The sequence below is a fragment of the Ruegeria sp. A5 genome (genome assembly GCF_056543005.1).
On sequence record NZ_JBQGAV010000002.1, the window covers coordinates 41,232 to 63,945 of the forward strand.

Annotated in this window: 21 protein-coding genes; 7 read left to right on the plus strand and 14 right to left on the minus strand. The window is 57.4% G+C overall.

The features are described 5' to 3' along the window. Nucleotide 1 precedes the first annotated feature (1 nt). The 3 genes from ACR0AY_RS05985 to ACR0AY_RS05995 are packed head-to-tail and all read left to right on the plus strand — an operon-like array spanning nucleotide 2 to nucleotide 3,521. A complete protein-coding gene (locus tag ACR0AY_RS05985; RefSeq protein ID WP_170511508.1) occupies nucleotides 2-1,546 on the plus strand; it encodes a trimethylamine methyltransferase family protein in 1,545 nt (514 codons plus the stop codon). Beyond that, nucleotides 1,547-2,230: a TetR/AcrR family transcriptional regulator gene (locus ACR0AY_RS05990; protein ID WP_170404600.1), complete on the plus strand. Its 684-nt coding sequence runs from the start codon at nucleotides 1,547-1,549 to the stop codon at nucleotides 2,228-2,230. Beyond that, the gene (locus ACR0AY_RS05995; RefSeq protein ID WP_170511506.1) at nucleotides 2,217-3,521 is read left to right on the plus strand and encodes an FAD-dependent oxidoreductase; all 1,305 of its coding nucleotides are present in this window, start codon (nucleotides 2,217-2,219) and stop codon (nucleotides 3,519-3,521) included. The genes ACR0AY_RS05990 and ACR0AY_RS05995 overlap by 14 nt, the downstream gene beginning before the upstream one ends. On the opposite strand, the gene ACR0AY_RS06000 is transcribed toward ACR0AY_RS05995, so the two are convergent. Continuing rightward, nucleotides 3,518-6,913, minus strand: a complete 3,396-nt coding sequence (locus tag ACR0AY_RS06000; RefSeq protein WP_170511504.1) for an indolepyruvate ferredoxin oxidoreductase family protein — start codon at nucleotides 6,911-6,913, stop codon at nucleotides 3,518-3,520. The two genes, ACR0AY_RS05995 and ACR0AY_RS06000, sit on opposite strands and share 4 nt — an antisense overlap. Before the next feature lie 146 nt (nucleotides 6,914-7,059). Between ACR0AY_RS06000 and ACR0AY_RS06005 the strand changes: the two genes are divergently transcribed. Next, complete coding sequence (locus tag ACR0AY_RS06005) at nucleotides 7,060-7,521, plus strand: Lrp/AsnC family transcriptional regulator (RefSeq protein WP_170511503.1); 462 nt, start codon at nucleotides 7,060-7,062, stop codon at nucleotides 7,519-7,521. A 3-nt stretch (nucleotides 7,522-7,524) separates the two neighbouring features. Here the strand turns inward: ACR0AY_RS06005 and ACR0AY_RS06010 are convergent, their stop codons facing one another. Then, nucleotides 7,525-7,914, minus strand: a complete 390-nt coding sequence (locus ACR0AY_RS06010) for a DUF3307 domain-containing protein (protein WP_170397621.1) — start codon at nucleotides 7,912-7,914, stop codon at nucleotides 7,525-7,527. 169 nt (nucleotides 7,915-8,083) lie between these two features. On the opposite strand from ACR0AY_RS06010, the gene ACR0AY_RS06015 reads away from it, so the two are divergent. Continuing rightward, nucleotides 8,084-11,125 (plus strand): ABC transporter transmembrane domain-containing protein, encoded by a 3,042-nt coding sequence (locus tag ACR0AY_RS06015; protein WP_170511501.1) that lies wholly within the window; start codon nucleotides 8,084-8,086, stop codon nucleotides 11,123-11,125. Between the two features lie 23 nt (nucleotides 11,126-11,148). Here the strand turns inward: ACR0AY_RS06015 and ACR0AY_RS06020 are convergent, their stop codons facing one another. The 7 genes from ACR0AY_RS06020 to ACR0AY_RS06050 form a co-directional block, all read right to left on the minus strand. Next, the gene (locus ACR0AY_RS06020; protein WP_480453859.1) at nucleotides 11,149-12,381 is read right to left on the minus strand and encodes a mandelate racemase/muconate lactonizing enzyme family protein; all 1,233 of its coding nucleotides are present in this window, start codon (nucleotides 12,379-12,381) and stop codon (nucleotides 11,149-11,151) included. A gap of 20 nt (nucleotides 12,382-12,401) precedes the next feature. Next, nucleotides 12,402-13,496, minus strand: a complete 1,095-nt coding sequence (locus tag ACR0AY_RS06025; protein ID WP_170511497.1) for a Zn-dependent alcohol dehydrogenase — start codon at nucleotides 13,494-13,496, stop codon at nucleotides 12,402-12,404. Nucleotides 13,497-13,710: 214 nt separating this feature from the next. After that, nucleotides 13,711-14,424, minus strand: a complete 714-nt coding sequence (locus tag ACR0AY_RS06030; RefSeq protein ID WP_480453861.1) for an alpha/beta fold hydrolase — start codon at nucleotides 14,422-14,424, stop codon at nucleotides 13,711-13,713. An 11-nt stretch (nucleotides 14,425-14,435) separates the two neighbouring features. Next, a complete protein-coding gene (gene pcaD, locus ACR0AY_RS06035; RefSeq protein WP_170511495.1) occupies nucleotides 14,436-15,224 on the minus strand; it encodes a 3-oxoadipate enol-lactonase in 789 nt (262 codons plus the stop codon). A gap of 75 nt (nucleotides 15,225-15,299) precedes the next feature. Further along, nucleotides 15,300-16,274 (minus strand): threonine/serine dehydratase family protein, encoded by a 975-nt coding sequence (locus ACR0AY_RS06040; protein WP_170424423.1) that lies wholly within the window; start codon nucleotides 16,272-16,274, stop codon nucleotides 15,300-15,302. Continuing rightward, a complete protein-coding gene (locus ACR0AY_RS06045) occupies nucleotides 16,271-17,098 on the minus strand; it encodes an alpha/beta fold hydrolase (RefSeq protein ID WP_170511494.1) in 828 nt (275 codons plus the stop codon). Before ACR0AY_RS06045 ends, ACR0AY_RS06040 begins: the two co-directional genes overlap by 4 nt. Next, nucleotides 17,098-17,784, minus strand: a complete 687-nt coding sequence (locus ACR0AY_RS06050) for a haloacid dehalogenase type II (RefSeq protein ID WP_170511492.1) — start codon at nucleotides 17,782-17,784, stop codon at nucleotides 17,098-17,100. The genes ACR0AY_RS06045 and ACR0AY_RS06050 overlap by 1 nt, the downstream gene beginning before the upstream one ends. Before the next feature lie 124 nt (nucleotides 17,785-17,908). Here ACR0AY_RS06050 and ACR0AY_RS06055 point away from each other — a divergent pair, with 124 nt between their 5' ends. After that, a complete protein-coding gene (locus ACR0AY_RS06055; RefSeq protein WP_170397592.1) occupies nucleotides 17,909-18,337 on the plus strand; it encodes an FKBP-type peptidyl-prolyl cis-trans isomerase in 429 nt (142 codons plus the stop codon). 11 nt (nucleotides 18,338-18,348) lie between these two features. On the opposite strand, the gene ACR0AY_RS06060 is transcribed toward ACR0AY_RS06055, so the two are convergent. Genes ACR0AY_RS06060 through fabA form a run of 4 tightly spaced genes read right to left on the minus strand, consistent with a single transcriptional unit; the run spans nucleotide 18,349 to nucleotide 21,163 of the window. Then, nucleotides 18,349-18,537: a hypothetical protein gene (locus ACR0AY_RS06060; protein WP_170397589.1), complete on the minus strand. Its 189-nt coding sequence runs from the start codon at nucleotides 18,535-18,537 to the stop codon at nucleotides 18,349-18,351. A gap of 59 nt (nucleotides 18,538-18,596) precedes the next feature. Further along, nucleotides 18,597-19,388, minus strand: coding sequence for an enoyl-ACP reductase FabI (locus tag ACR0AY_RS06065; protein ID WP_170397587.1), 792 nt, complete (start codon nucleotides 19,386-19,388; stop codon nucleotides 18,597-18,599). Between the two features lie 5 nt (nucleotides 19,389-19,393). Continuing rightward, nucleotides 19,394-20,623 carry a beta-ketoacyl-ACP synthase I gene (gene fabB, locus ACR0AY_RS06070; RefSeq protein ID WP_170397584.1) on the minus strand — a complete coding sequence of 410 codons (1,230 nt, stop codon included), beginning with the start codon at nucleotides 20,621-20,623 and terminating at the stop codon, nucleotides 19,394-19,396. 30 nt (nucleotides 20,624-20,653) lie between these two features. Beyond that, nucleotides 20,654-21,163 (minus strand): bifunctional 3-hydroxydecanoyl-ACP dehydratase/trans-2-decenoyl-ACP isomerase, encoded by a 510-nt coding sequence (fabA, locus tag ACR0AY_RS06075; protein ID WP_170397581.1) that lies wholly within the window; start codon nucleotides 21,161-21,163, stop codon nucleotides 20,654-20,656. Between the two features lie 187 nt (nucleotides 21,164-21,350). Between fabA and irrA the strand changes: the two genes are divergently transcribed. After that, nucleotides 21,351-21,767: an iron response transcriptional regulator IrrA gene (gene irrA, locus ACR0AY_RS06080; protein ID WP_170397577.1), complete on the plus strand. Its 417-nt coding sequence runs from the start codon at nucleotides 21,351-21,353 to the stop codon at nucleotides 21,765-21,767. A gap of 3 nt (nucleotides 21,768-21,770) precedes the next feature. Here the strand turns inward: irrA and ACR0AY_RS06085 are convergent, their stop codons facing one another. After that, a complete protein-coding gene (locus ACR0AY_RS06085; RefSeq protein ID WP_170511490.1) occupies nucleotides 21,771-22,667 on the minus strand; it encodes a LysR family transcriptional regulator in 897 nt (298 codons plus the stop codon). Nucleotides 22,668-22,714: the final 47 nt, after the last annotated feature.

A 22,714-nucleotide genomic window follows, 5' to 3' on the forward strand; every position in this document is an offset into this window, starting at 1 on the left:
CATGTCGGACTTGGGCCAAAGACGCCGACGGCGCGGGCGCGGGACCGATGCCGCCCCGCAATCTAGTCGCGAGGTGAATTATCGCCAGTTGCGCAATCCGTTTCCACAGATGGAAGTGTTCCCGACGGATCAGATTGCAGATATGCACGACACCGCATTGCGCACACTGGAAGAGTTGGGCGTGAAAGTTCTATTGCCCGAAGCGCGGCGAATCTACGCGCAGGGTGGCGCCCGCGTGGATGAAGACAGCGAAATGGTCTTCATCGGGCGGGATATGGTTGAGGCTGCGGTGGCCTCAGCTCCGAAATCCATCGGCTGCCGGGCGGGCGCGCGGCACCGGGGTTTCACTTTGGAGCTGGGCTCTTTGGTGTTCCAACCCGGGGCTGGCGCTCCAAACGCGACCGATCTGGAACGCGGTCGGCGGCCAGCGAGTGGGCAGGATTATCTGGAGTTCCTAAAGCTCACTCATCACTTTGATGTCTTCCAGATGATCTCACCGCAGGTCGAACCGCAGGACGTGCCAACCAATGTGCGGCACTATTTCACCACACAAGCGCAGATGGAGCTGACGGATAAGTTCCCGTTCTTCTTCTCGCGAGGCACGCCGCAAGTGATGGACTGCTTCGAGATGCTCTCGACGGCGCGAGGTCTGTCTGACAAGGAGTTCCGCGCTAACGCCCATTGTTACACGATTATCAACACCAACAGCCCGCGGACGCTGGATATTCCAATGGCTCAGGGGCTGATCGACTTTGCGCGCCATGGTCAGATGTCGATCATCACACCCTTTACCCTGATGGGCGCAATGGCTCCGATCACGGTGGCCGGGGCCATCACGCTGTCCCATGCCGAGGCGCTTGCGGCCTTGACGCTGACCCAGCTTACCAACCCCGGTGCGCCGGTGTGCTATGGGACCTTTACCAGCAATGTCGACATGAAATCAGGGGCGCCTGCATTCGGGACACCCTCGCATTTTCAGGCGTCTTTGGCGGCGGGCCAGTTGGCCCGGTATCTGGGCCTGCCCTGGCGGTCTGCGGCGGGGTCTGCGGCAAATATCAACGACGTTCAGGCCGCCAATGAAAACCAGTTCGGCCTGTGGGGCTGCCTGATGGCCGGGGCGACGGTGATCATTCATTCGGCCGGATGGCTCGAAGGTGGCCTGACCGTATCTTTCGAGAAGATGATCTGCGATGCCGAAGTGTTGAACATGGTGGCCGAGCTTTGTGCAGGGGCACAGGCCAATGGTGCAGAGATCGGGTTTGATACTGCGCTGAGCGAGGTTGAACCCAGCGGACATTTCTTCGCCACGAGCCAGACAATGGAGCGCTATAATACCGCATTTTATGAGCCGCACCTGCATGATTACGCAAATTTTGGCACCTGGACCGAGCGTGGCGCGATCGACGCCAACCATCGCGCGACCGGTGTATGGAAGGAAATCCTGGCAAATTTCAAAGCACCGGCATCAGATACGGATCGCCTTGGTGCGTTGAAGGATTTCATAGCGCGCCGTACAGAAGAGGGCGGCGCACCGCCGGAGAGTTGAATGAGCACCAAACCCATCCTGCACAGGGACGATCCCGAAGCTGAGCCACTGATTGGTAACGTCAAGGTCACGCGCGATGATTGGCTGAACGTGGCCATGGACGTCCTGATTTCGGACGGGGTCGAGCAGGTGAAAGTCATGAACCTTGCCGAGCGGATGGCGGTCTCGCGCTCATCATTCTACTGGTACTTCAAGTCGCGGCAGGAATTACTGGATGCGCTGCTGGCGCGATGGCAGGCGACAAATACGGCGGCCTTGATCGCGCAATCCGAATTGCCTGCTGAAACGATCACGGCTGCGGTGTGCAATGTTCAGCGCTGCGTTGTGAATACCGAACTATTTGATACGGCTCTTGATTTTGCTGTGCGGGATTGGGCACGAAGATCGGGAAAGGTGCGGCGTATGCTGGACCAGTCCGATGCCCGTCGCCTGGCCGCGCTGCGCGCGATGTTCATCCGGTTTAACTATGATGAGACCGAGGCAGAGACGCGGGCGCGGGTGCTATATTATATGCAGATCGGATATGATCTGGCGCAGTTAAACGAACCATTGGCGATCAGGCTGTCGATGGTTCCACACTACCTTTATGTTTTTACAGGGGTCGAACCGCGACCCGAGGAAATCACCGAATTCAGCGCGTATGCGAAACGTTTCTGGGAAGGGGCAGGACATGAACCAACCTGACGCAATCATCATTGGCACCGGGGTGATCGGAGCCGCCATCGCGTTCGAGATGTCCAAGGCCGGATGGAAAACTCTGTCGTTGGATCGCAATGCGCAGGTTGGGCATGGCTCGACCGCAGGCTCTTGCGCGATAATTCGGATGCATTATTCGACCCTCGATGGAACCGCGTTCGCTTGGGAAGGCTATCACTATTGGCGTGATTGGGCGAACTATCTGGGCTTGCCCGACACAGCCGATTTGGCGCAGTTTCGTGAGACCGGTTGTTTGGTCGTCAAGACCGAGGCCAATGGGTTTCTTGAGAAACATAAGAAATACAGCGCCGAACTGGATTGTCCGTTTGAAGAATGGACACCTGAGCGGATTACCGAACGTCTGCCGATCTATTCTCTGGACAGCTTTGCCCCGGCGCGTCGCATGGATGATCCGGAGTTCGGCCAACCGAACGGAGATCGGATTCAGGGCGCAGTGTTCTGGCCGAAAGCAGGTTATGTGACCGATCCGGCCTTGTCGGCGCAAAACCTGATGGATGCCGCCAAGCTGCATGGTGCCGAAGTGCGAACGGGCGCAGACGTGCGCGAAATCCTGTCGCAGCAGGGGCGCGTCGCAGGTGTCAGACTTGCCTCTGGTGAAGAAATCCACGCCAAAGTGGTGGTGAATGTTGCCGGTCCCGGGTCAGCGCTTGTCAACGAAATGGCCGGGGTTCTGGGCGACATGACAATTCGGACCCGCCCGCTGCGGCAGGAGGTGGTGCATGTACCCGCGCCCGAAGGATTTGATTTCGAATCGCAAGGAACAATTGTCTCGGATAGTGATATCGCGCTGTATTGCCGTCCAGAACATGGCAATCATATTCTGATCGGTTCCGAGGATCCGGCTTGTGATCCGCATCAATGGTGCGAAGATGATGTAAGCTATAACCACGATTTTACGGATCAATGGACCACGCAGGCCATGCGTTATGCCCAACGGGTCCCTAGCCTGGGGATACCCTCCAGAACCCGTGGGGTGGTGGATTTGTATGATGCCTCGACCGACTGGATTCCGATCTATGACAAGTCCAGCCTGCCGGGGTTTTACATGGCCTGCGGCACCAGCGGTAACCAATACAAGAACGCGCCGATTGCAGGCAAAATGATGGCTGAACTGATCGACTACGTCGAAGGCGGTGCGGATCATGACGACAAGCCGATGCAGTTTGAACTGCCTTACATTGGACGCACAATCGACACCGGTTTTTATTCCCGCAAGCGACCGGTCAATACCGATAGCAGTTTCTCGGTGCTTGGTTAACGCGCCATCGCGCGCGCGTTCTCATAGCTTTCTTCCCGTACTGGACCGAAGCCGCGTATCTGGTCCGCAGCTGACAGCACGTCCAGCCACTCGGCCTCGGAATGGGCGGAGGGGTTTGTCAGATACATGCCCAACAGCGATTGGTACCAGTTTAGGATATCTCGATGCAGTCGCGCTTCGGAGTGATAGCCGAAGGGGTTCAGGACCGAGCCACGCAAACCACGTAGACGGGACAGTCCCCGCAGAACCGGGCGCATCCATGGACCCAGTGCAAACTTGAGGGGGCGGCCCCGTTCGTCCTTGCGCCAGCTGAGCATTGGCGGGGCGAAGTGGTAACTGGTTTTGAAATCTCCCTCGAACTGTTGCTTCAGTTCGTTGTCGAAGTTTTGGGACGTTTGCAGCCGGGCCACTTCGAACTCGTCCTTATAGGCCATGAAGCGGAACAGGTTACGGGCTACGGATTCTAGAATATCGTCGGATATTTTCGGGTTCGACGCGCGGAGTGCTTCAATCTGTTGCGCATAGCGATCCGCATATGCGGCATCCTGATAATCTGTCAAAAACGCCACCCGACGCGCAATCACCTGATCCAAGGTGCCGTTTGCCTCTTCGGGTAGTGCCAGCCCGTGAATGCGGTCGGGGCCAGCCGCCAGACAACGCCCAAGAGCAAAGGCCAGCCGGTTTTTTTCGACGGCAACACCGTTCAGCAAGATGGCCTGAGCCAATGCAAGATGCGACACCGGAACCAGCTCGTTTTGCCATGCATAACCCAGCAAAATGACGTTGGCGAAGACGGAATCCCCCAGTAGCGCCTCAGCTATTGCATTTGCGTCAAGGCTGGCGAGATTGTCCGCCCCAACCACATCTGCAATCGCCTGTTCCCGCTTATCGACCCGCAATTGGGCATCGCGGCGCAGGACAAGATCGCCGGTGGGCATCTCAGCCCTGTTCAGCACAACGCGTGTCCCGCGGGCATAATGAGTCGAGGCTTTGGGGGCCGAACTCACCACCACATCACAGCCGATCACCGCATCCGCAGCGCCACGATCTATGCGTACTTGGTTAAGCGCATCCGGAGCTGCGCCAAGGCGGATGTAACTGAGTACCGTGCCGAATTTCTGCGCAAATCCGGTGAAATCCAGGACCGAGGCACCTTTGCCTTCCAGGTGCGCGGCCATAGTGATCAGGGCCCCAACCGTGACAACCCCAGTGCCACCCACGCCTGTCACAAGCAGATCAAACGGTGTGTCCAAAGACGGAAGCTTTGGGCCTGGCAGGTCTGCCTCAAGCGCGTCGAGGTCCAGATCTATGGCCCGCTTTCGCCGGGTTGCGCCTGCAACGGTCACGAAACTTGGGCAGAATCCGTTCAGGCACGAAAAATCCTTGTTGCACGAACTTAAGTTGATCTTGCGCTTGCGCCCCAGCGGGGTTTCTCGCGGCTCAACGCTCAGGCAATTCGACGCGACCGAGCAGTCGCCGCAGCCTTCGCAGACCAGATCGTTGATCCAGACGAAGGTCGAGGGGTCCTCCATCGTACCGCGCTTGCGGCGGCGGCGTTTCTCGGTGGCGCAGGTCTGTTCGTAGATCAGGACCGTAACACCGGGAATGTCGCGCAATTCGCGTTGCAGGCTGTCCATCTTTGCCCGGTCGTGGAACGTAGTGCCTGCCGGGAAATCGGATCGGCTGAACTTGGCAATGTCGTCCGAGACCAGCGCGATCCGCTCAACCCCCTCGGCCCGGCAGGTTTGCGCAATGCCTGCCACGCTGACGGGCCCATCCACCGGCTGCCCTCCGGTCATTGCGACCGCATCATTGTAGAGGATTTTATAGGTGATATTTGTCCCTGCCGCGACGGCCTGACGGATCGCGAGCGAACCCGAATGGTACCACGTTCCTTCGCCAAGGTTCTGGAAGATATGCTTGCCGCCATTGAATTGTGAGGCCACCACATGGGGTACGCCTTCGCCTCCCATCTGTGCATAGCCGACCGTCTCGCGATCCATCCAAGATGCCATTACATGACAACCGATGCCGCTGGCAGCGGTAGAACCTTCGGGAACTTTAGTTGATGTATTGTGCGGGCAGCCCGAGCAGAAATAGGGTGTCCGTGTTGCGCCCGGGACGTTGATCACGGGCGGTTCTGTCTCAGTCAGTGCACGCGCTTTGGCAGGCAGGTTTTCTTCAGGGAAGAACGTGTTAAGTCGGGCGGCAACAATAGGGGCCAGCATCAAAGGGCTGAGTTCCCCGGTCCATGGGATCAGCGGTTCGCCATGGCTGTCATATTTACCTACCATTTTATGGGGTTTGTCGCCGGGCCAGTCATAGAAATATTCTTTGAACTGGCTTTCGATGATGCCGCGCTTTTCCTCGACGACCAGAACCTCGGCCTTGCCTTTCACAAAGCGCAACGCGTTGCGACGGGCCAGGGGCCAGACCATGCCAACCTTGTAGATGTCGATCCCCAAGCGGCGACAGGCGGCTTCATCAAGGTCCAGCAAACGCAGCGCCTCCATGAGATCGAGGTGCCCCTTGCCGGTGGTCACGAAGCCGAACTTCGCGTTGTCGATGTCATAAATACGCCGGTCGATGGGGTTTTCTTCGGCAAAGGCCCGAACGGCGCGCAACTTGTGTTGGATGCGGGTCTCGATCTCGGGCGAGGGCAAATCGGCGGTGCGGACGTGCAAGCCGCGTTCGGGCAAGTCGATCTGCGGCAGGGAAAAGCTGCGATCCGGGTGCAGATCGACGGACCGTGCGCTTTCGACCGTTTCCGAGACCGCCTTGAACCCGACCCAGGTGCCTGAGAAACGGGACAGAGCGAACCCGTACTCGCCGAATTCCAAATATTCCTCGACCGAGGCTGGGTTCAATGTCGGCATGAACCACGACATGAAGGCCACATCCGACTGATGCGGCATCGAAGAACTGACGCAACCATGATCATCGCCTGCCACGACCAGCACGCCACCTTTTGGCGCAGACCCATATGCGTTTCCATGTTTCAATGCATCGCCTGATCGGTCGACACCGGGGCCTTTACCGTACCACATCGAAAAGATGCCCTCGACCTCGCAATGCGGGTCCAAAATGGCCTGTTGCGCACCAAGAACCGCCGTTGCGCCGAGGTCTTCGTTCACGGCGGGCATGAACGTGATGCGATCCGTCTTCAGTCGGTCCTTTGCGCGCCATAGCTCAAGATCCAGCCCGCCCAGTGGCGATCCGCGATAGCCCGAGACAAACCCCGCCGTGTTCAGCCCGGCCTGACGGTCGCGTCGGGCCTGGTCCATCATAATCCGCGCCAAGGCTTGCGTGCCTGTTAGAAAAACCCGGCCCTGCGTCAGGGTATAGCGGTCTTCAAGCCGATAGGTGCGGGGGGAGGGTTCGTGGTGGCTCATTGCTGCGCGTCCATGGGTTTTTGTCTTTGGTGTTCGGTTATTTTAACCCCCCACAGATGAATTTCTGTTTCAGATTTTGTGCGAGTTCTGCAAAATATGATAGGATTCACCAGATTTAGTTATATTTACGGATGAATCTTTCCAAGATGACTACTCTTGATGATCGGGACCACCGCATTCTGACGCTGCTTCAAAATGACAGCCGGGTTTCAAACGCCGAATTGGCAGATGCAGTCGGCATGTCAGCCTCCGCGCTATGGCGCCGGGTGCGCGCGCTGGAAGAGGTTGGGGTGATCGAACGGTACGGCGCTTTGGTGAACCCTGCCGAGATGGGGTTGACGTTCGAAGCAATAGTGCATGTTCACCTGACCCGGCATGACCCGGACAAGATTGTCGACTTCATCCGGGCCGTCGAGATCAGCCCCGAAGTGCAGGAATGCTACGCCACGACAGGTCAGGCGGATTATCATCTGCGTGTCTTGTGCAGGAATCTGTCGGCTTACAACACGTTTCTGGAAGATTTCTTGTTTCGATTGCCCGCCGTCGCCAGCGCGCAAACGAATGTCGTACTGCGGACGATCAAGCGGAACCGACCGGTGGTACCCTGAAGCTTAAGCCGCGAAAGCCACCCAAGCCCAGGCCATGCCAATATAAGTAAGGTTGTGAAACAACTGATCCAGACCAGCGGCACGCCAAAAAGCGGCCTGATTGGGTTGCAGCTGTTTGCGGTCAGAATAGTTGGCTTTGGCAAAGTCGATGTGGAAATGCACGATCCATTCCAACGCAGCGATGATCAGTATGAATTCAATCGGGGCGCGAAAGAGCGCGAAAATCACGACCGAACCCACAACATGCACAGCAGCATGTTGCGCGCGCCCCATGTGGAAATACGTGCCTCGCCCGGAAAGCATCTTGGGCGTCTGTAAATAATAGTCGGCGAACATGTGTTTGATCTGAAGCAGGCACAGCAACAGAAACACAGCGCCAAAGCTGGCAGGCAAATGAATCCTCCCGATATCGTCCTGAATCAGGAGATTAGGGGGTAAACGCGAAACGCGCAAATGAACTTGTTCACACAACGCAAATTAGGCGCAAATCGGAAATTCATTTGCGTCCGAGGATACGATTGCGGTAAATTCGGCCCGTTGTATTCACGCCAAAATCAGTGATTTGAGCGGCGGATCGTTAGTAGGGGCGGGTTCAATAGAACGATCGATCTTTCAGTTCATCTGGAAATACTCGAAGCGCGACCAGTTGATTTTGCTGGCCGTGACGTCGACCTTGTTTCCTTTGCTTTACCTGACGTTAGAGCTGCCCAAGCGCATAATCAATGACGCAATCGGCGCGACAAGTCAGATTGTCGATGTCTGGGGTTATAGCCTGACGCAGACCACTTTTCTGATGATCCTGTGCTTTGCCTTTCTGGCTGCGGTGCTGGCGCACGGGCTCATGAAGATGCGTATCAACACCATGAAGGGTGTACTGAGCGAGCGTATGCTGCGTCGCTTTCGCTATCAGTTGATCAACCGCGCGCTTCGCTTCCCACAACCATATTTTGAGCGGGTCAGTCAGGGCGAAATGGTCTCGATGATAACCGCTGAAAGCGAACCGATGGGTGGGCTGATGGGGGATGCGATCAGTCAGCCCGTGCTGCAGGCCGGACAAATGATCACGATCCTGTCCTTTCTGTTCCTCCAAAGCGTTTGGTTCGGACTGGCCGCGGTGGCGTTGATCCCGCTGCAGGCCTGGCTGATCCCGCGATTGCAACGCCAGATCAATCTTCTGAACAAGAAGCGCATTCAAGAGGTCCGCGTTTTGGCTGCCCAGATCGGCGAGAACGCTGCCGGAGCCTCGACCCTACGGGCCAATGGCGGTTGGCGATATCGGAGGGCGATGATCTCGGACCAACTGGGGCGGCTGTTCGCCATCCGCTTTGAGATCTATCAGAAGAAGTTCTTTATGAAGTTCATCAACAACTTCATATCGCAGCTGACGCCATTCATGTTCTACCTTGTCGGTGGCCTGCTGGTGTTGCAGGGATCTGTTTCGCTGGGTGCTCTGGTGGCTGCGCTGGCGGCTTACAAAGACTTGAGTTCGCCCTGGAAGGAACTGCTGACCTATTATAATCAAACGCAGGACATGTCGCTGCGATGGGATGTTGTGATTGATCGTTTCGCACCGGATGGAATGATTGATGAGGCCCTGTTTGACGGAGAGCCAGCGGATCGTCCGCATCTGAATGGCGATATCGTACTGAATCAGGTCTCGGTTCGTGATATCGACGGCAATCAGGTTTTGGATGATCTGGACCTGACGTTCCCAGCAGGTAAAACGGTCGGCATTTCGGCCACCAGCGAGGAAGATCGCCATGCGCTGACCGAGTTGCTGACCCGCGAGATACTGCCAACCTCTGGCCGTATTGAAATCGGCGGCATCAATATGGCTGGCCTGCATCAAAGCGTTGTTGCCCAACGAATAGGTCTAGCAACCTCGCGCCCCATAATGTTTCAGGGCACGTTGGGTGAAAATGTGATGATGCCGATGCGGTCACATCCATTGTCCAAGTCCACCGAGGATCCGGATTTCCCCGAGACGCTGAGGGCAGGCAATAGTGCTGATCCATTCAACGCCGAATGGCTTGACCCCGGAATGGCGGGTTTTGACGATACGGCGCGGCTGCGCGATTGGTGGCTGAAACTGATCGATGGCATGGGCTCGGGCGCTGCGTTGTTTCAGCGCGGTGCCGAGCAGGTGTTTGATGCGAATGAGCGCCCGGAACTGGCAGCGAAGCTGGTCGAATTGCGCCCTCGGGTGCAGAAGGCGGTGCGCGAGGCCGGGCTTGATCAGCAGGCGCTGATTTTCGATCGCTGCGCGTATAACCCTGCGCTACCCGTTGCTGAAAACCTGTTGTTTGCCACCCCTTGTGTTCCAGTGACACGGCAATTGCTGGCACAGCAGACCGTGTTTCTGGGCCAGTTGCGCGAGTTGGGGTTGGATGAAACCCTGATCAGCCTGACACGCGACGTAATTGAGATGCTGCGCCAGATCTTTGGGCTTGATGGAACGGATCACCCTCTGTTCCGCAAGCTGGGGCTTGAGGCCCAGACCTACGAGGCCGCGGTTGAATTGGTCGAGCAAACCCGCAAAGAAGGCGCAAACGGGCTGGATGACGAGCAATTGGCTAGCTTGCTTTCGGTGCCATTTGTGATCTCGGCCGAGCAGATTGGCCCGGCGTTTTCGGATGAGCTGAAGAACCGCATTCTTGAGCTTCGCCACAGCCACTCGGCCAAATTGCTGGAACCCTTGCACGATGTATTCGTCCCGTTGGATGAAGATGCCTTTGCACCCGGTTTGACGGTCATGGAAAACGCACTGTTTGGCAAGGTCAGCCAGATCGGCGGTGCGCGGACCGACGAGGCGCGCAAACTGATCGTCGATGTTCTGGCCGAGAACGGGGCGCGACCGATGGTGGTGGAACTGATCTATGATGTGCCGGTCTCGATTGGCGGCCAGAACTTGCCTGCCGTATTTGCTGAACCGCTGGCCTTTACGCGCGCTGCGATCAAAAAGCCAGATATTCTGATCCTGGAAACCGCGCTTGCCAGCTATGATATGGAGACACAGGTCGCAGTTTATAAAAATCTGCGTGAATTGCTGCCCGAAACTACTGTAATCTATCTAAATGATGCGTTCGAAAATCCAGATGTTTTCGACATGTATGTCGAAATCCGTCAGGGCCGGGTCGTGACGGGTGAAGGCCCAACCGACGTCGACGGCGACGGTGCGGCGTCTGCCGATCTGGTACGCAAATTGCGTGCGCTTGAGCAGACTCCGTTGTTCTCTGGGCTCGACCGTCGCCAGCTTCGACTGCTGGCCTTTGGTGCGCGCTGGTTCGAAGCGAAACCTGGCCAGGTGGTGTTTCTGAAGGATGATCAGCCAACCGATGGCGCCTATGTCATCCTTGAGGGCGAGGCAGGATTGTACCTGCCGCGTTCGGGCGAGGCCGATCAACTGATCACAACGGTTGGTGCGGGCGCGTTGGTGGGAGAGCTGGGGTTGATCCGAAAAGAGCCTCGGGCGTTGAGCATGGTGGCTGAAACGGAACTGTCCTGCCTACGGATCGGTGAGGAGGAATTTCTGGCGGTCGTCGAGAACGATGCAGCCACAGCCTTTAAACTGTTGCAGGTCATCGCGGGGTATGTCTCGAACTGATCGGCTTGCTCGCCTGTCGATTGTTACCCTTCGGTTGCGGGTGCACCGCCTTGAAACGCATTCCCATTTGCATAGTCACATGGTGTTTCCTGCATCTGTAGGTGCAGCCCGTCACCTTTGTAGGGATGGGCTCGGGCAAGGCCTTCATCGACCTCGATACCAAGGCCGGGCTCGGTCGGAGGAGTGACGAATCCGTTCTCGACGCGGATGCTTCCCTTTATCAGTTGATCGTGGAATGGGGTCTCGATGCTTTCAAGCAGCAGCAGGTTCGGGATCGACGCCGCCAGATGAATATTCGCCGCCCACTCGATCGGTCCCGCATACAGATGGGGTGCCATCTGGGCGTTGAAAACCTCGGCCATCGCGGCGACTTTCTTCATCTCCCAGATACCACCAGCGCGTCCCAACGCAGGCTGAAGGATTTCGGCGGCCCCGGCGCGCAGGACCGTGCCAAATTCCGCTTTGGTTGTCATCCGTTCACCGGTCGCGACAGGGATACGGACAGTGCGCGCCACACGGGCCATATCCTCGATCATGTCGGGGGGTGTGGGTTCTTCGAACCACAGCGGCGAAAAGGGTTCCAGCGCTTGGCCCAGACGTATAGCTCCGGCTGTGTTGAACTGGCCATGAGTACCGAACAGCAGATCGGCCTTGTCTCCAACTGCCTCACGGATCGCTTTGCAAAACGCTATCGACATTGAGATATCGGACATCGCGGGCATGTGTCCACCGCGGATCGTATAAGGCCCGGCGGGATCAAACTTGACGGCGGTATAGCCGCGCCGGACCATTTCAGCAGCACTTTCTCCGGCCTGCTCAGGTGAAGTCCAGAAGTCCGTCAGGTTATGCTGAGGAAGTGGGTAGAGATAGGTGTACGCCCGGATACGGTCGTTCATCCGCCCACCCAGCAGCGCATAGACCGGACGATCACGATCCTTGCCCAAAATGTCCCAGCAGGCGATTTCGAGCCCTGAGAACGCACCCATGACGGTCAGGTCTGGTCGCTGAGTGAAGCCGCTGGAATAGGCGCGGCGGAACATCAACTCGATATTCTCGGGGTTTTCGCCCTGCATATGCCGTTCGAATACATCGCGAATGACATGGGTCATGGCCTCGGGACCAACCGAGGACGCGTAGCATTCCCCCCAACCGATCACGCCCGTATCCGTGGTGACCTTGACCAAAATCCAATAGCGCCCACCCCAACCCGGGGCCGGAGGGGCAGTAACGATGACATCGAGATCTTGCAGTTTCATCGGGCGTTCCTTTTGCGGGTTCAGTCGCGATCGAACAAGATCACGTTGCGTTTGGCCGCACCGGACTTGGTGTCTTCGATGGCCTCATTGATCTGTGACAGGGTCCAGCGACCCGAGATCAACTCGTCCAGTTTCAGCCGCCCCTGTTCATACAGATCGATCATCCACGGGATGTCGCGCTGGATCACTACATCGCCCATTTTTGAGCCCACCATGCCCTGGCCAAGCGCGGCTAGCACGACGGGTTCGTAGCTGGACATGTCACCAGAATGGGGCATCCCGATCATGATCGCCTTGCCGCCCCGACCAAGGTAACGCGGGGCCTGATCATAGGCCGGGATTGCACCAACTGTAATCAAGACGGCGTCTGCGCCACGTCCGCCCAGCGCCTTGTAGGCGGCTTTCCACGGCTCTTTCTGGTTGGCCAAAACACCATGGGTCGCGCCGAACTCCATTGCGATATCCAGCTTATCCTGTGTCATATCGACCGCAACGATACGGCGAGCTCCGGCAATACGTGCGCCTTGGATTGCGTTCAAGCCGACGCCCCCGGCGCCGATGACAACCACGTCCTGCCCGGGGCGAAGCTGGGCGGCGTTGACCGCTGCGCCAACACCGGTGATCACCCCGCAAGACAGCAGGCTGGCAAGGTCCTTGGGCAGGGTCTCAGGTATGCGGACGATCTGTCGGTGGCTGACAACTACCTTTTCGGCAAAGGCCCCGCACGCCATGGCCTGTTCCAGCGCATCACCTTCGGCAGTCTGCAGCGGGCCTTTGACCGTGTCATACGGTGTCTCACAAATGGTGGGCTTGCCACCGGCACAGGACGGACAGCTTCCGCAGGCGCGGATCAACGTGACCACGACGGGATCACCAAGTTTGAAATCCCCTGCGCCCTCGCCAACGGCAGAAACGAAGCCTGCCGCCTCGTGCCCATAAACCGCGGGCAAGTGGCCGCCCCACGCGCCGCTTGCAAAGGAAATGTCCGAATGACAAATCGCGACCGCATCCAGCGTGACCTCGACCTCGCCCATGCCGGGCGGTGCAATCAGGATGTCTTCGATGACCAGAGGTTCGCCGAAGGCTCGGCATACGGCTGCTTTGATGGTTTGCATGTGTTTTCCCGCTCCCTAACGGGATCACGGTGACCCGTCCCGGCGGGACCTGCAAGGTGGAAACCGTCACGGATGTGTCGTTGTTCTGCCAAAGTGGGGTAGACGCAAAAGAATCCACCTATTGATAAGCATTGTGTGGGTCATCGGTTCAGTGTGCGACAACCAAACAGATCGGCGCACGGCGTATCGGGGTCGGGACATCGACGGTGGCTGGCTACATTCGTTGCGAGATCTGGTGCATCAACCCGGCAAGATGCTCAGGATGCGAAAAAAACGGCGAGTGAGAGCTGTCTATCGTAAGGTGCATATCAGGGTCCGCGCAGCCCGCCATCTCGGCCTGATATTCGGTCGTAACGATTCGGTCATCGGTAGTTCTGATGTACCCTTTTGGAACGCGCGCGAAGTTATCTCCGACGTCTAGGGGGGTAGTCTGCGGTGCAATCGCCTGGGGGCACAGGCGCGCGAATGCATAGGCAACCACCTCGCGCGCGCAGTCGTGATAAAGCAGGTCGTGCACCTGATCCGGTACCACCGAATACGACAACCCGTCGCCGGATACTTCGACGGCATTTCCGATCAGTTGGCGTGGGGCTCGTTTGCGCATTTCGACCATAGATAGCCCGGATTTCGGAACATAGGCACTTAGATAAATCACACCTCGCATGGCGTTCGGGTCGGTCTCGGCAGCCGCACTTACGGGATATCCACCCCACGAGTGCCCTAAGATGATGGTCTTTGGTGTCGAAGCCTTCAGCACGGCATCTCTGCACGTTCCAAGGGTGACATCGCGGATAGGCGTCGGGTCCGAGCCGTGGCTTGGCATATCGATGGCGCGGGCGGTATGTCCGAAAGTGGTCAGTTCCGGGATCAGATCGCGCCAGCACCAGGCACCGTGCCAAGAGCCATGTACAAGCAAGAAATCTGCCAACAATCCCTCCTTCAAATATGTCCGATCTCGGTCAGAAAATCACCAATCAATTGGGCAAAGTCCTGAGGGCGCTCGACGCAGGGCAGGTGGCCTGCCTTTCGGATCAGCGCAAAGCGTGAACCAGGGATCAGATCGACCGTTTCGCGCACCAGATCGGGCGGGGTTGAGCCGTCTTCGCTGCCCGCAATCCCCAAGGTCGGCAGGCGCAATCCGCTGGTTGGCGTATAGAAATCGGTGCCCGAGATTGCAGCGCAGCAGCCCAGATAGCCTTCGACCGGTTGTCGGACCATCATGTTGCGCCAAAGCGTCATCTCGGCGCTGGCGCGAAATGATTTCGAGAACCACCGATCCATGGTGGCATCCGCCAGTGCCTCGATCCCGCCGGTACGGACAGCATCCATACGCTGCTGCCACATCTTGGGAGTGCCGATCTTGGCGGCCGTATTCGACAGCACCAGCGCGCGGATCTGATCCATACGCTTGACCGCCAGGCCCTGCGCAATCATGCCACCGACGGACAGACCCACGAATACGCAATCCTTGACCTCTAGATAATCCAGCAATTGCTCGGCGTCGCGCACCAGATTTCCCATGGAATAGGGCGCTGAGGGTGCTGATGACAATCCGTGCCCGCGTTTGTCGTACCTAATGATGCGCAGGCCTTTGGGCAGTAGCGGCAATATCGGGTCCCACAGCCGCATATCTGTGCCCAGTGAATTAGCAAACACGATGGGGGCGCCAGCGTCGTCGCCATCAATTCGGTAATGTATCCGAACATCTTTGAGGTCAGCGATATGCATGTTTAGCGTCCCCGTCTGCTCAGGGTTTCCGTTAAAACGACTACAATCGGATTTTGCACCGGCTGTAAGCGATTGTCAGGTAAGGAATTCCAACGCCCGTTCAAAGATCTGCGGATCCACGTTGCCGCCCGAGGCGACTACGATCACCGCATTCCCATCAATCTGATCCTTGCGAAACAGGGCAGAGGCCAGCGAAACCGCTCCTCCGGGTTCCAGCACGATCTTCAGACGCAGAAACGCAAAGGCCATGGCGCGTAGGGATTCCTGTTCAGATACCGACAGACCAGGGCCGCAAAGCCGCTGCAGGATGGGAAAGGTTATCTGCCCCGGCTGTGGCGTCAGGATTGCGTCGCAGATGTTTCCCGAAGTAGCGTCGTTGCTTTGGATCGTCCCGCTTGCCAGCGAGCGTTTCACGTCTTCGAACCCTTCAGGCTCGCATGGACGAGGGCGCAGACCGGGCGCGTGACGCTCTAACGCCAGCGCGATACCAGATGTCAGCCCGCCGCCGCCACAGCAGATCAGAACGTCACCTTCGGTCACGCCCAGCGCCCGTGCCTGACGTGCCAGCTCCAGTCCCGTTGTTCCCTGGCCAGCGATCACTTGCGGTTCGTCATAAGGCCGGATCAAGGTCAAACCGCGCTCGGCAGCCAATGCCTCGCCGATGTCTTCGCGGCTTTCGCTGGCGCGGTCATAAAGGACGACCTCACCGCCCAGCGCGCGGGTGTTTTCAATCTTCAGCTTCGGCGCATCCGAGGGCATGACGATGACGGACGAGATTCCATGTTGAGCCGCTGCATAGGCAACACCCTGTGCGTGATTGCCCGAGGAATAGGCGATGACGCCCCGGTTGCGCGCCGCCTCATCCAATGCCGAAATAGCTGACCACGCGCCGCGAAATTTGAAGCTGCCGGTGTGTTGCAGGCATTCGGGTTTGATCAGCACGCGGCGACCCGCGATTTCATCCAGGAAAGGCGATGACAGAAGTGGCGTCTCGCGCACGTGACCTTTCAGCCGCTCGGCGGCGGCTTCGATCATGTCTATGTTGCTCATTTGGCGTCCAGTATCTTGCGGATCAGGTCTAGGGATTGAGGCTCGTTCAGGAACGGGACATGTCCTCGGCCCGGCACTTCGGTCGAGATCAATTCGGGGTGGTGTGCGTGCATCATTTGCACTGTGGCCGCGCTTAAAAGGTCAGAGTTTGCGCCGCTGATCACACCGGTGGGGATCGTACGCAGGGCGTCGAACAAAGGCCACAGGTCCGGTGCCGGGGTGATGGCAGCCTGCTCGATCAACGCTTGTCTTAGCGCCGGGTCATAACGCAGTTCTAACCCGGTATCCGTCTGGATGTACTGATGTTCTACCTGCTGTCTCCAGACATCTTGAGCGACGCCGGGGAACTGTGGTGCCATCATCGCGTGCAGGACCTGCGCAGCCTCATCATAGGTTTGTGAACTTGGGGAATTGCCGACATAGTCCATGATCTTGGCAATGCCGGCGGGTTCGATTACCGGACCAACGTCATTTAATATCACACCTGCCAGACGGTCAGGATGGCTGGCGGCCAAGGCCATCGCGACCAGCCCCCCGCGTGACGTGCCCAACAGGGTCACCTTTTCCAAGCCCAGATGATCCAGCAGTTCAATCGCATCCAGCCCCTCGCGCAGGATGTTGTAATTCATGTAGTTCGCATCAAAATCGGACTTGCCGCGCCCGCGATAATCCATCGCAATCATACGAAGATCACGCATATGTGGCGCAAGAAATGAAAAGTCGCGGCAGTTGCGCGTCAAGCCAGCCAAGCAAAGCAGAGGATGGCCCGTGCCAGTATCTTCATAGTACAGGCGTTTGCCGTCCGAGGTGGTGAAATATGCCATCAAAGTCCTGCCAATTGCGGGATCGTCGTCAGGTCCGGCAGCACATGTGCAGGTTTCCACGGCAGGCGATCCATTGGTTCGCCAGCGCGGTTGACCCAAGCTGTGACAAATCCATAGCCGCTTGCCCCGGCAGCGTCCCACCCGTTTGAGCTGACGAACAGCACTTCATCGCGCGCGCAGCCGAAGCGGTTCTGCACCAGATCGTATACGCTGGCATGGGGTTTGAAGACCCCCACGCTTTCGACCGACAGAACATCATTCAGCACATCACCGATCCCGGCAGACTGCACCGCCCCGTTCAGCATCGGGGGTGAACCGTTGGACAAGATGGCGGTCTGCAACCCACCGGCCTTCAGCGCCTTCAACATATCGGGGACCTCGGGATAGGCCTGCAACTCCCAATACAAATCGAGCAGACGCTGCCGAAGGGTGTTATCCCCCTGAAGGCCTACCGCTTCCAAGGCCCAATCCAGCCCATCTTGCGTGACATCCCAAAAGTCACAATGCGCATCAGCGACAGCACGCAACCATGTATATTGCAGTTGCTTCAGACGCCAGTGATTGGCCAACTCGGGCCATTTGCTAGCCAACGCTTCAAATCCGGGCTCTGTTGCGGCCTGCCTGGCGGCGGCGGCCACGTCAAACAGAGTACCATAAGCGTCGAATACACACGTGGTGATAGCCATCCGATCCTCCCCTGATCGGGCGCAGGTAATCACAACCGGTTCCGGGGTTAAAGAGGGCAGGGTTTACAATGCTGTGTCAGCCTCTAGGCTGCGCCGTTCATTTCTTTTCAGGCCGGAGGCCATCATGACCGCAATCAAACAAGGCGACACGGTTCGCATCCACTACACCGGAACTCTGCTGGACGGCAAAGTCTTCGACAGTTCCGAGGGGCGCGATCCGTTGGAGTTTGCGGTTGGTTCCGGGCAGATCATACCCGGTCTGGACGCTGCCCTGCCGGGCATGGAGATTGGCGAGAAGAAGCGTGTCGAGATCGATTGCGTTGACGCCTATGGCCCGATCAATCCGGGCATGCGGCAGCAGATCCCGCGTGAAGGCATCCCGGATGACATTCCGCTTGAACCCGGCACGCAGTTACAGATGCAAACTCCTGACGGTCAGGCATTGCCAGTGACTGTCGTCGAGGTAGATGAGGCGACAGTGACCTTGGATGCAAATCATCCACTAGCGGGGCAAGATCTGGTCTTCGATATCGAAATCGTTTCGATCAACTGATGCTGATTGGATCAAAGGCCCGGGATATGTGACAACAACGGCTCAATCGCATCGCGCACGGGCGGTTGGGTCAGAAACACAAAGGCAATCAGCAGCGATGTGAGAATCAGCAGCAAAAGACGCGCACGTCCGCTTCCTGATTTGCGTTTCAAAGCTGGCGAGCGCGTGTTGCTCGCAAGGATCTGTTCAAGTTTGCTCATATCGTAATCCCTGCGGGGCAAAGATGTTCAAATCTTGGCACCCGCAGGGAAAGATATAGTCACATGGCCTCTGGCTGGGGCATGCCCAGAATATGATACCCGCCGTCGACGCGGATGATCTCACCCGAAGTATAGCTGCCGGCGTCGGACGCAAGATAAACGGCGGTGCCTCCGACGGCCTCCAGCGTGGCATTCGAACGCATCGGTGCGTTCTGGTCGCAGAACTTGTAGGTCTTGCGTGCACCACCAATAGCCGCACCCGCCAATGTTTTCATCGGGCCGGGCGAGATGGCGTTCACGCGAATACCCTCAGGGCCCAGATCGTTCGCCAGATAGCGCGTCGCCGATTCCAGCGCAGCCTTGGCGACGCCCATGACATTGTAGTTTGGTACAACCTTGTTCGATCCCTGATAGGTCAGTGTCAACAATGTGCCGCCATTGTCCTTCATCAGCGGATAGGCGCGACGGGCAACTTCGATGAACGAATAGGCCGACACATCCAGCGAGTGTTTGAAGTTTGCCCGCGTGGTGTTCAAGAATCGACCGGTCAGTTCGGACTTGTCCGAATAAGCGATAGCGTGGACAACAAAATCTATTGTTGGCCAGCGGGCGGACAACTCGCCAAACGCGCGATCCAATGAATCATCATCGGTCACATCCGCATCGACCATGAAGTCGCTGCCCAAGCTTTGGGCCAGCGGTTCAAGCCGTTTGCCAAACGCCTCGCCCTGATAGGTGAAAGCCAGCTCAGCGCCCGCTTCGTGCATGGCTTTGGCGATGCCCCACGCGATAGAGCGGTCATTAGCCACGCCCATGATCAGGCCGCGTTTACCCTTGAGAATATCCGACATCTTGTTCACCCGTTATACTTCGACAGAACCATGGATCCGTTGGTGCCGCCAAAGCCGAAGCTATTGGTCATCACGCTGTCCAAGCCTGCGTTTTCAACCACTTGAGTTGCAATTTCACCGGGCAGGATGCCGTCGGCAAGTGTGTCGACATTGATCGACGGAGTAATGAAATCATGTTCCAGCATGAGCAGGCAGAAGATCGCCTCAAGCGCCCCCGCTGCGCCTTGCGCGTGACCGGTCATCGATTTTGTCGATGAAATCGGAGGCACACTGCCTTCACCAAAGATACGGCGTACGGCTTCGACTTCTCCGACGTCGCCCACTGGGGTCGAGGTGCCGTGGGCATTGATATAGCCGACCTTGCGGCCTTCGGGCACGGTCGACAGCGCCAGACGCATCGCGCGCTCGCCGCCTTCGCCGGATGGTGCCACCATGTCGTGCCCATCAGATGTCGCGGCATAGCCGGTTACTTCGGCATAGATTTTCGCACCGCGCGCGAGCGCATGCTCGAGGTCTTCCAGAACCACGATGCCGCCACCGCCGGAAATCACAAATCCGTCGCGGTTCTGATCGAATGCGCGCGAGGCTTTATCAGGTGTGTCGTTGTACTTGGACGACATCGCACCCATCGCGTCGAACAGGCAGGACAGGGTCCAGTCCAGCTCTTCTCCTCCACCTGCGAACATCACATCCTGCTTTCCCAGCATGATCTGTTCAGCCGCATTGCCGATGCAGTGCAGCGAGGTCGAGCAGGCCGAGGTGATCGAGTAGTTGATACCTTTGATTTTGAACGCGGTCGCCAAGTTCGCAGAAATCGTCGAACACATGCACTTTGGCACTGCAAACGGGCCGATCCGTTTGGTTGCGCCGGTTTTCAGCACGGTTTGGTGCGCAGTCAACATCGCGCTGGTCGATGGTCCACCCGAACCTGCCACCAGACCTGTGCGCGGATTGACCACCTGATCTTCGGTCAGCCCGGCGTCCGCGATGGCCTGATTCATCGCGATATGGGCATAGGCAGCACCCGGACCCATGAACCGCAGGGTCCGCTTGTCCACGTGATCGGCCACATCGATTTTCAGCGAACCGGCGATCTGGCTGCGAAAGCCGTGCTCGACCATCTGTTCGCTTGCTACGATGCCGGATTTGCCTGCTTTGAGCGAGGCGAGCACCTCTTCGGCATTGTTCCCGATCGAGGACACAACCCCCAGACCGGTGACGACTACTCGACGCATGTGCGTACTCCTTATTGCGGCCGGTCAGGCTCAGGCGTCTGACAGAACGACCTTCATATCCTTGACGTCGTATATCAATTCGCCATCGGCTTCGACGATGCCATCTGCCACACCCATGGTCAGGCGGCGCGTCTGGATCGCCTTTTTGAAATCAATCTTATAGGTCAGCATCTTCCGGTCCGGGCGCACCATGCCGGTCAACTTGACCTCTCCGACGCCAACGGCCATGCCACGTCCTTGCCAGCCGCGCCAGCCGAGGTTGAAGCCGGTCAGTTGCCACAAACCGTCCAGGCCCAGACAGCCGGGCATGATCGGATTGCCAGGGAAATGGCAGTCAAAGAACCAAAGCTCAGGTGTGATATCGAATTCGGCCAGCACATGACCCTTGCCATGCGCTCCACCGTCGCCGGAAATCTCGGTAATGCGGTCCATCATCAACATCGGCGGAGCCGGCAACTGCGCGTTGCCAGGGCCAAATAGTTCGCCGCGGGCGCATTTCAGCAGATCGTCCTTGTCAAAACTGCTCGGGAATTGGGCCATTCTGCCGCCTCTCCTGCCTGGGTCCGTTTATTACATCTGGCCTCGTCTATCACCCGTATGCAAGGTCCTGCAAGACCAGCACTCCATATCTTGTTGTGACTACAATATTCTTTGCGAATGAATTTCATTTGAAATTGCAGGCAGGGCGCACTTATATTAAGGGCAGCAAAACACAGGTATCGGATTCATGACACCTCAGAGCCGTGAGATCGCTGCAAATTGGTTGGTTGACGCAGGTTTGCGCCCCACGCGCCAAAGGGTTGCTTTGGCCGAATTGCTTGTGGGCGACGGTCTGCATCGTCATGTGACAGCGGAAAGCCTGTTTGAATCCGCAAAAGCCAAAGGTGATGCGGTTTCGCTGGCGACCGTATACAACACATTGCGGGCGTTTTGCGATGCCGGGGTGCTTCAAGAGATCACTGTTGACGGGTCCAAAAGCTATTTCGACACCAACACGCATGACCATCCGCATTTCTATTGGGAAGACGAAAGCCGTCTGAGCGATGCACCATCCGACCAATTGGTGATCCAACAATTGCCGGAAGCTCCTGAAGGCGTCGAAATCGCATCGGTCGATGTGGTGATCCGCCTGCGGAAGAAGTAACCTCTAATCCTTACATAACAACGTAACCAACGCATGCTCAGCCTGCGTGATCATCGGATCTGTCGGCCCCGTGCCATGCCGTGCCAATACAACAGATTCGGTTGCATCTGGATCGGTGATCGGCAGGCTTATCACGCGGACCTGATCATAACTGAAGCCGTTTTTAGGGCTGGTATAGCTTATCCCGATGCCTTCCCCATGAGCGGCCAGACTGCGCGAAAGCTCCAATGATTCCGCTCGGTGCGAGATTGTGGGGTTCAGACCTTTGCGTCTAAAAAGCGCGAGTACATGCTGTGCAGACAAACCCTCTTTAGACAGAATCAGTGGATATGACGCTAGCTCGGTCAGGGTGACCTGATTGGCCGCCGCCAGTGTATGATCAGGTGAAAGCAGTGCGTGTGGGGTGCTGTCGAACAACTTCTTGCAGGAAAAACCGGCATCCATGCCGAGGTCATAGGTGAGTGCAAAATCGTATCTGCCATCGATCAGGCCGGAAATCAGGCCTTCGAACGTCTCAACCCCGTGTGTCAGGACGACGTCGGGCAAAGCTTCTTGCAGGCGGTGCAGAGATTGGGCCAGAAGAAAGGGTGCCAGATCGACAAAGCATCCCAGGCGCAATCGGCGCTCGCCGGTTATCGGCTGCTTTGACTGTTCCAAAAGCGCTGCTCGCTTCAACAAGGTCTCGGCCTCTTCGATGAATTTGCGGCCCTGCGGGGTCAGCGCCATCGCGGCACCCCGTCTTCGGGCAAACAGTGGATATCCCAAACGTGATTCGACCCGGGTCAGCGCATTGGACAAGGCAGGTTGCGATACATTTAGGCGTTGTGCCGCAGCAGACAGGCTGCCATGCCGACCGATGGCGCAAACATATTCGTACTGGCGCAGAGTGAGGTATAACATAGAGTTAATACCTAAATTGAAAGATATGATTTGAACAGATGTCTTAT

What these genes read in the sequence shown, in the direction of transcription:
- ACR0AY_RS05985 (WP_170511508.1), top strand. Translation starts at nt 2, where the DNA reads ATGTCGGACTTGGGCCAAAGACGCCGACGGCGCGGGCGCGGGACCGAT.
- ACR0AY_RS05990 (WP_170404600.1), top strand. Translation starts at nt 1,547, where the DNA reads ATGAGCACCAAACCCATCCTGCACAGGGACGATCCCGAAGCTGAGCCA.
- ACR0AY_RS05995 (WP_170511506.1), top strand. Translation starts at nt 2,217, where the DNA reads ATGAACCAACCTGACGCAATCATCATTGGCACCGGGGTGATCGGAGCC.
- ACR0AY_RS06000 (WP_170511504.1), bottom strand. Translation starts at nt 6,913, where the DNA reads ATGAGCCACCACGAACCCTCCCCCCGCACCTATCGGCTTGAAGACCGC.
- ACR0AY_RS06005 (WP_170511503.1), top strand. Translation starts at nt 7,060, where the DNA reads ATGACTACTCTTGATGATCGGGACCACCGCATTCTGACGCTGCTTCAA.
- ACR0AY_RS06020 (WP_480453859.1), bottom strand. Translation starts at nt 12,381, where the DNA reads ATGAAACTGCAAGATCTCGATGTCATCGTTACTGCCCCTCCGGCCCCG.
- ACR0AY_RS06025 (WP_170511497.1), bottom strand. Translation starts at nt 13,496, where the DNA reads ATGCAAACCATCAAAGCAGCCGTATGCCGAGCCTTCGGCGAACCTCTG.
- pcaD (WP_170511495.1), bottom strand. Translation starts at nt 15,224, where the DNA reads ATGCATATCGCTGACCTCAAAGATGTTCGGATACATTACCGAATTGAT.
- ACR0AY_RS06040 (WP_170424423.1), bottom strand. Translation starts at nt 16,274, where the DNA reads ATGAGCAACATAGACATGATCGAAGCCGCCGCCGAGCGGCTGAAAGGT.
- ACR0AY_RS06045 (WP_170511494.1), bottom strand. Translation starts at nt 17,098, where the DNA reads ATGGCATATTTCACCACCTCGGACGGCAAACGCCTGTACTATGAAGAT.
- ACR0AY_RS06050 (WP_170511492.1), bottom strand. Translation starts at nt 17,784, where the DNA reads ATGGCTATCACCACGTGTGTATTCGACGCTTATGGTACTCTGTTTGAC.
- ACR0AY_RS06055 (WP_170397592.1), top strand. Translation starts at nt 17,909, where the DNA reads ATGACCGCAATCAAACAAGGCGACACGGTTCGCATCCACTACACCGGA.
- ACR0AY_RS06060 (WP_170397589.1), bottom strand. Translation starts at nt 18,537, where the DNA reads ATGAGCAAACTTGAACAGATCCTTGCGAGCAACACGCGCTCGCCAGCT.
- ACR0AY_RS06065 (WP_170397587.1), bottom strand. Translation starts at nt 19,388, where the DNA reads ATGTCGGATATTCTCAAGGGTAAACGCGGCCTGATCATGGGCGTGGCT.
- fabB (WP_170397584.1), bottom strand. Translation starts at nt 20,623, where the DNA reads ATGCGTCGAGTAGTCGTCACCGGTCTGGGGGTTGTGTCCTCGATCGGG.
- fabA (WP_170397581.1), bottom strand. Translation starts at nt 21,163, where the DNA reads ATGGCCCAATTCCCGAGCAGTTTTGACAAGGACGATCTGCTGAAATGC.
- irrA (WP_170397577.1), top strand. Translation starts at nt 21,351, where the DNA reads ATGACACCTCAGAGCCGTGAGATCGCTGCAAATTGGTTGGTTGACGCA.
- ACR0AY_RS06085 (WP_170511490.1), bottom strand. Translation starts at nt 22,667, where the DNA reads ATGTTATACCTCACTCTGCGCCAGTACGAATATGTTTGCGCCATCGGT.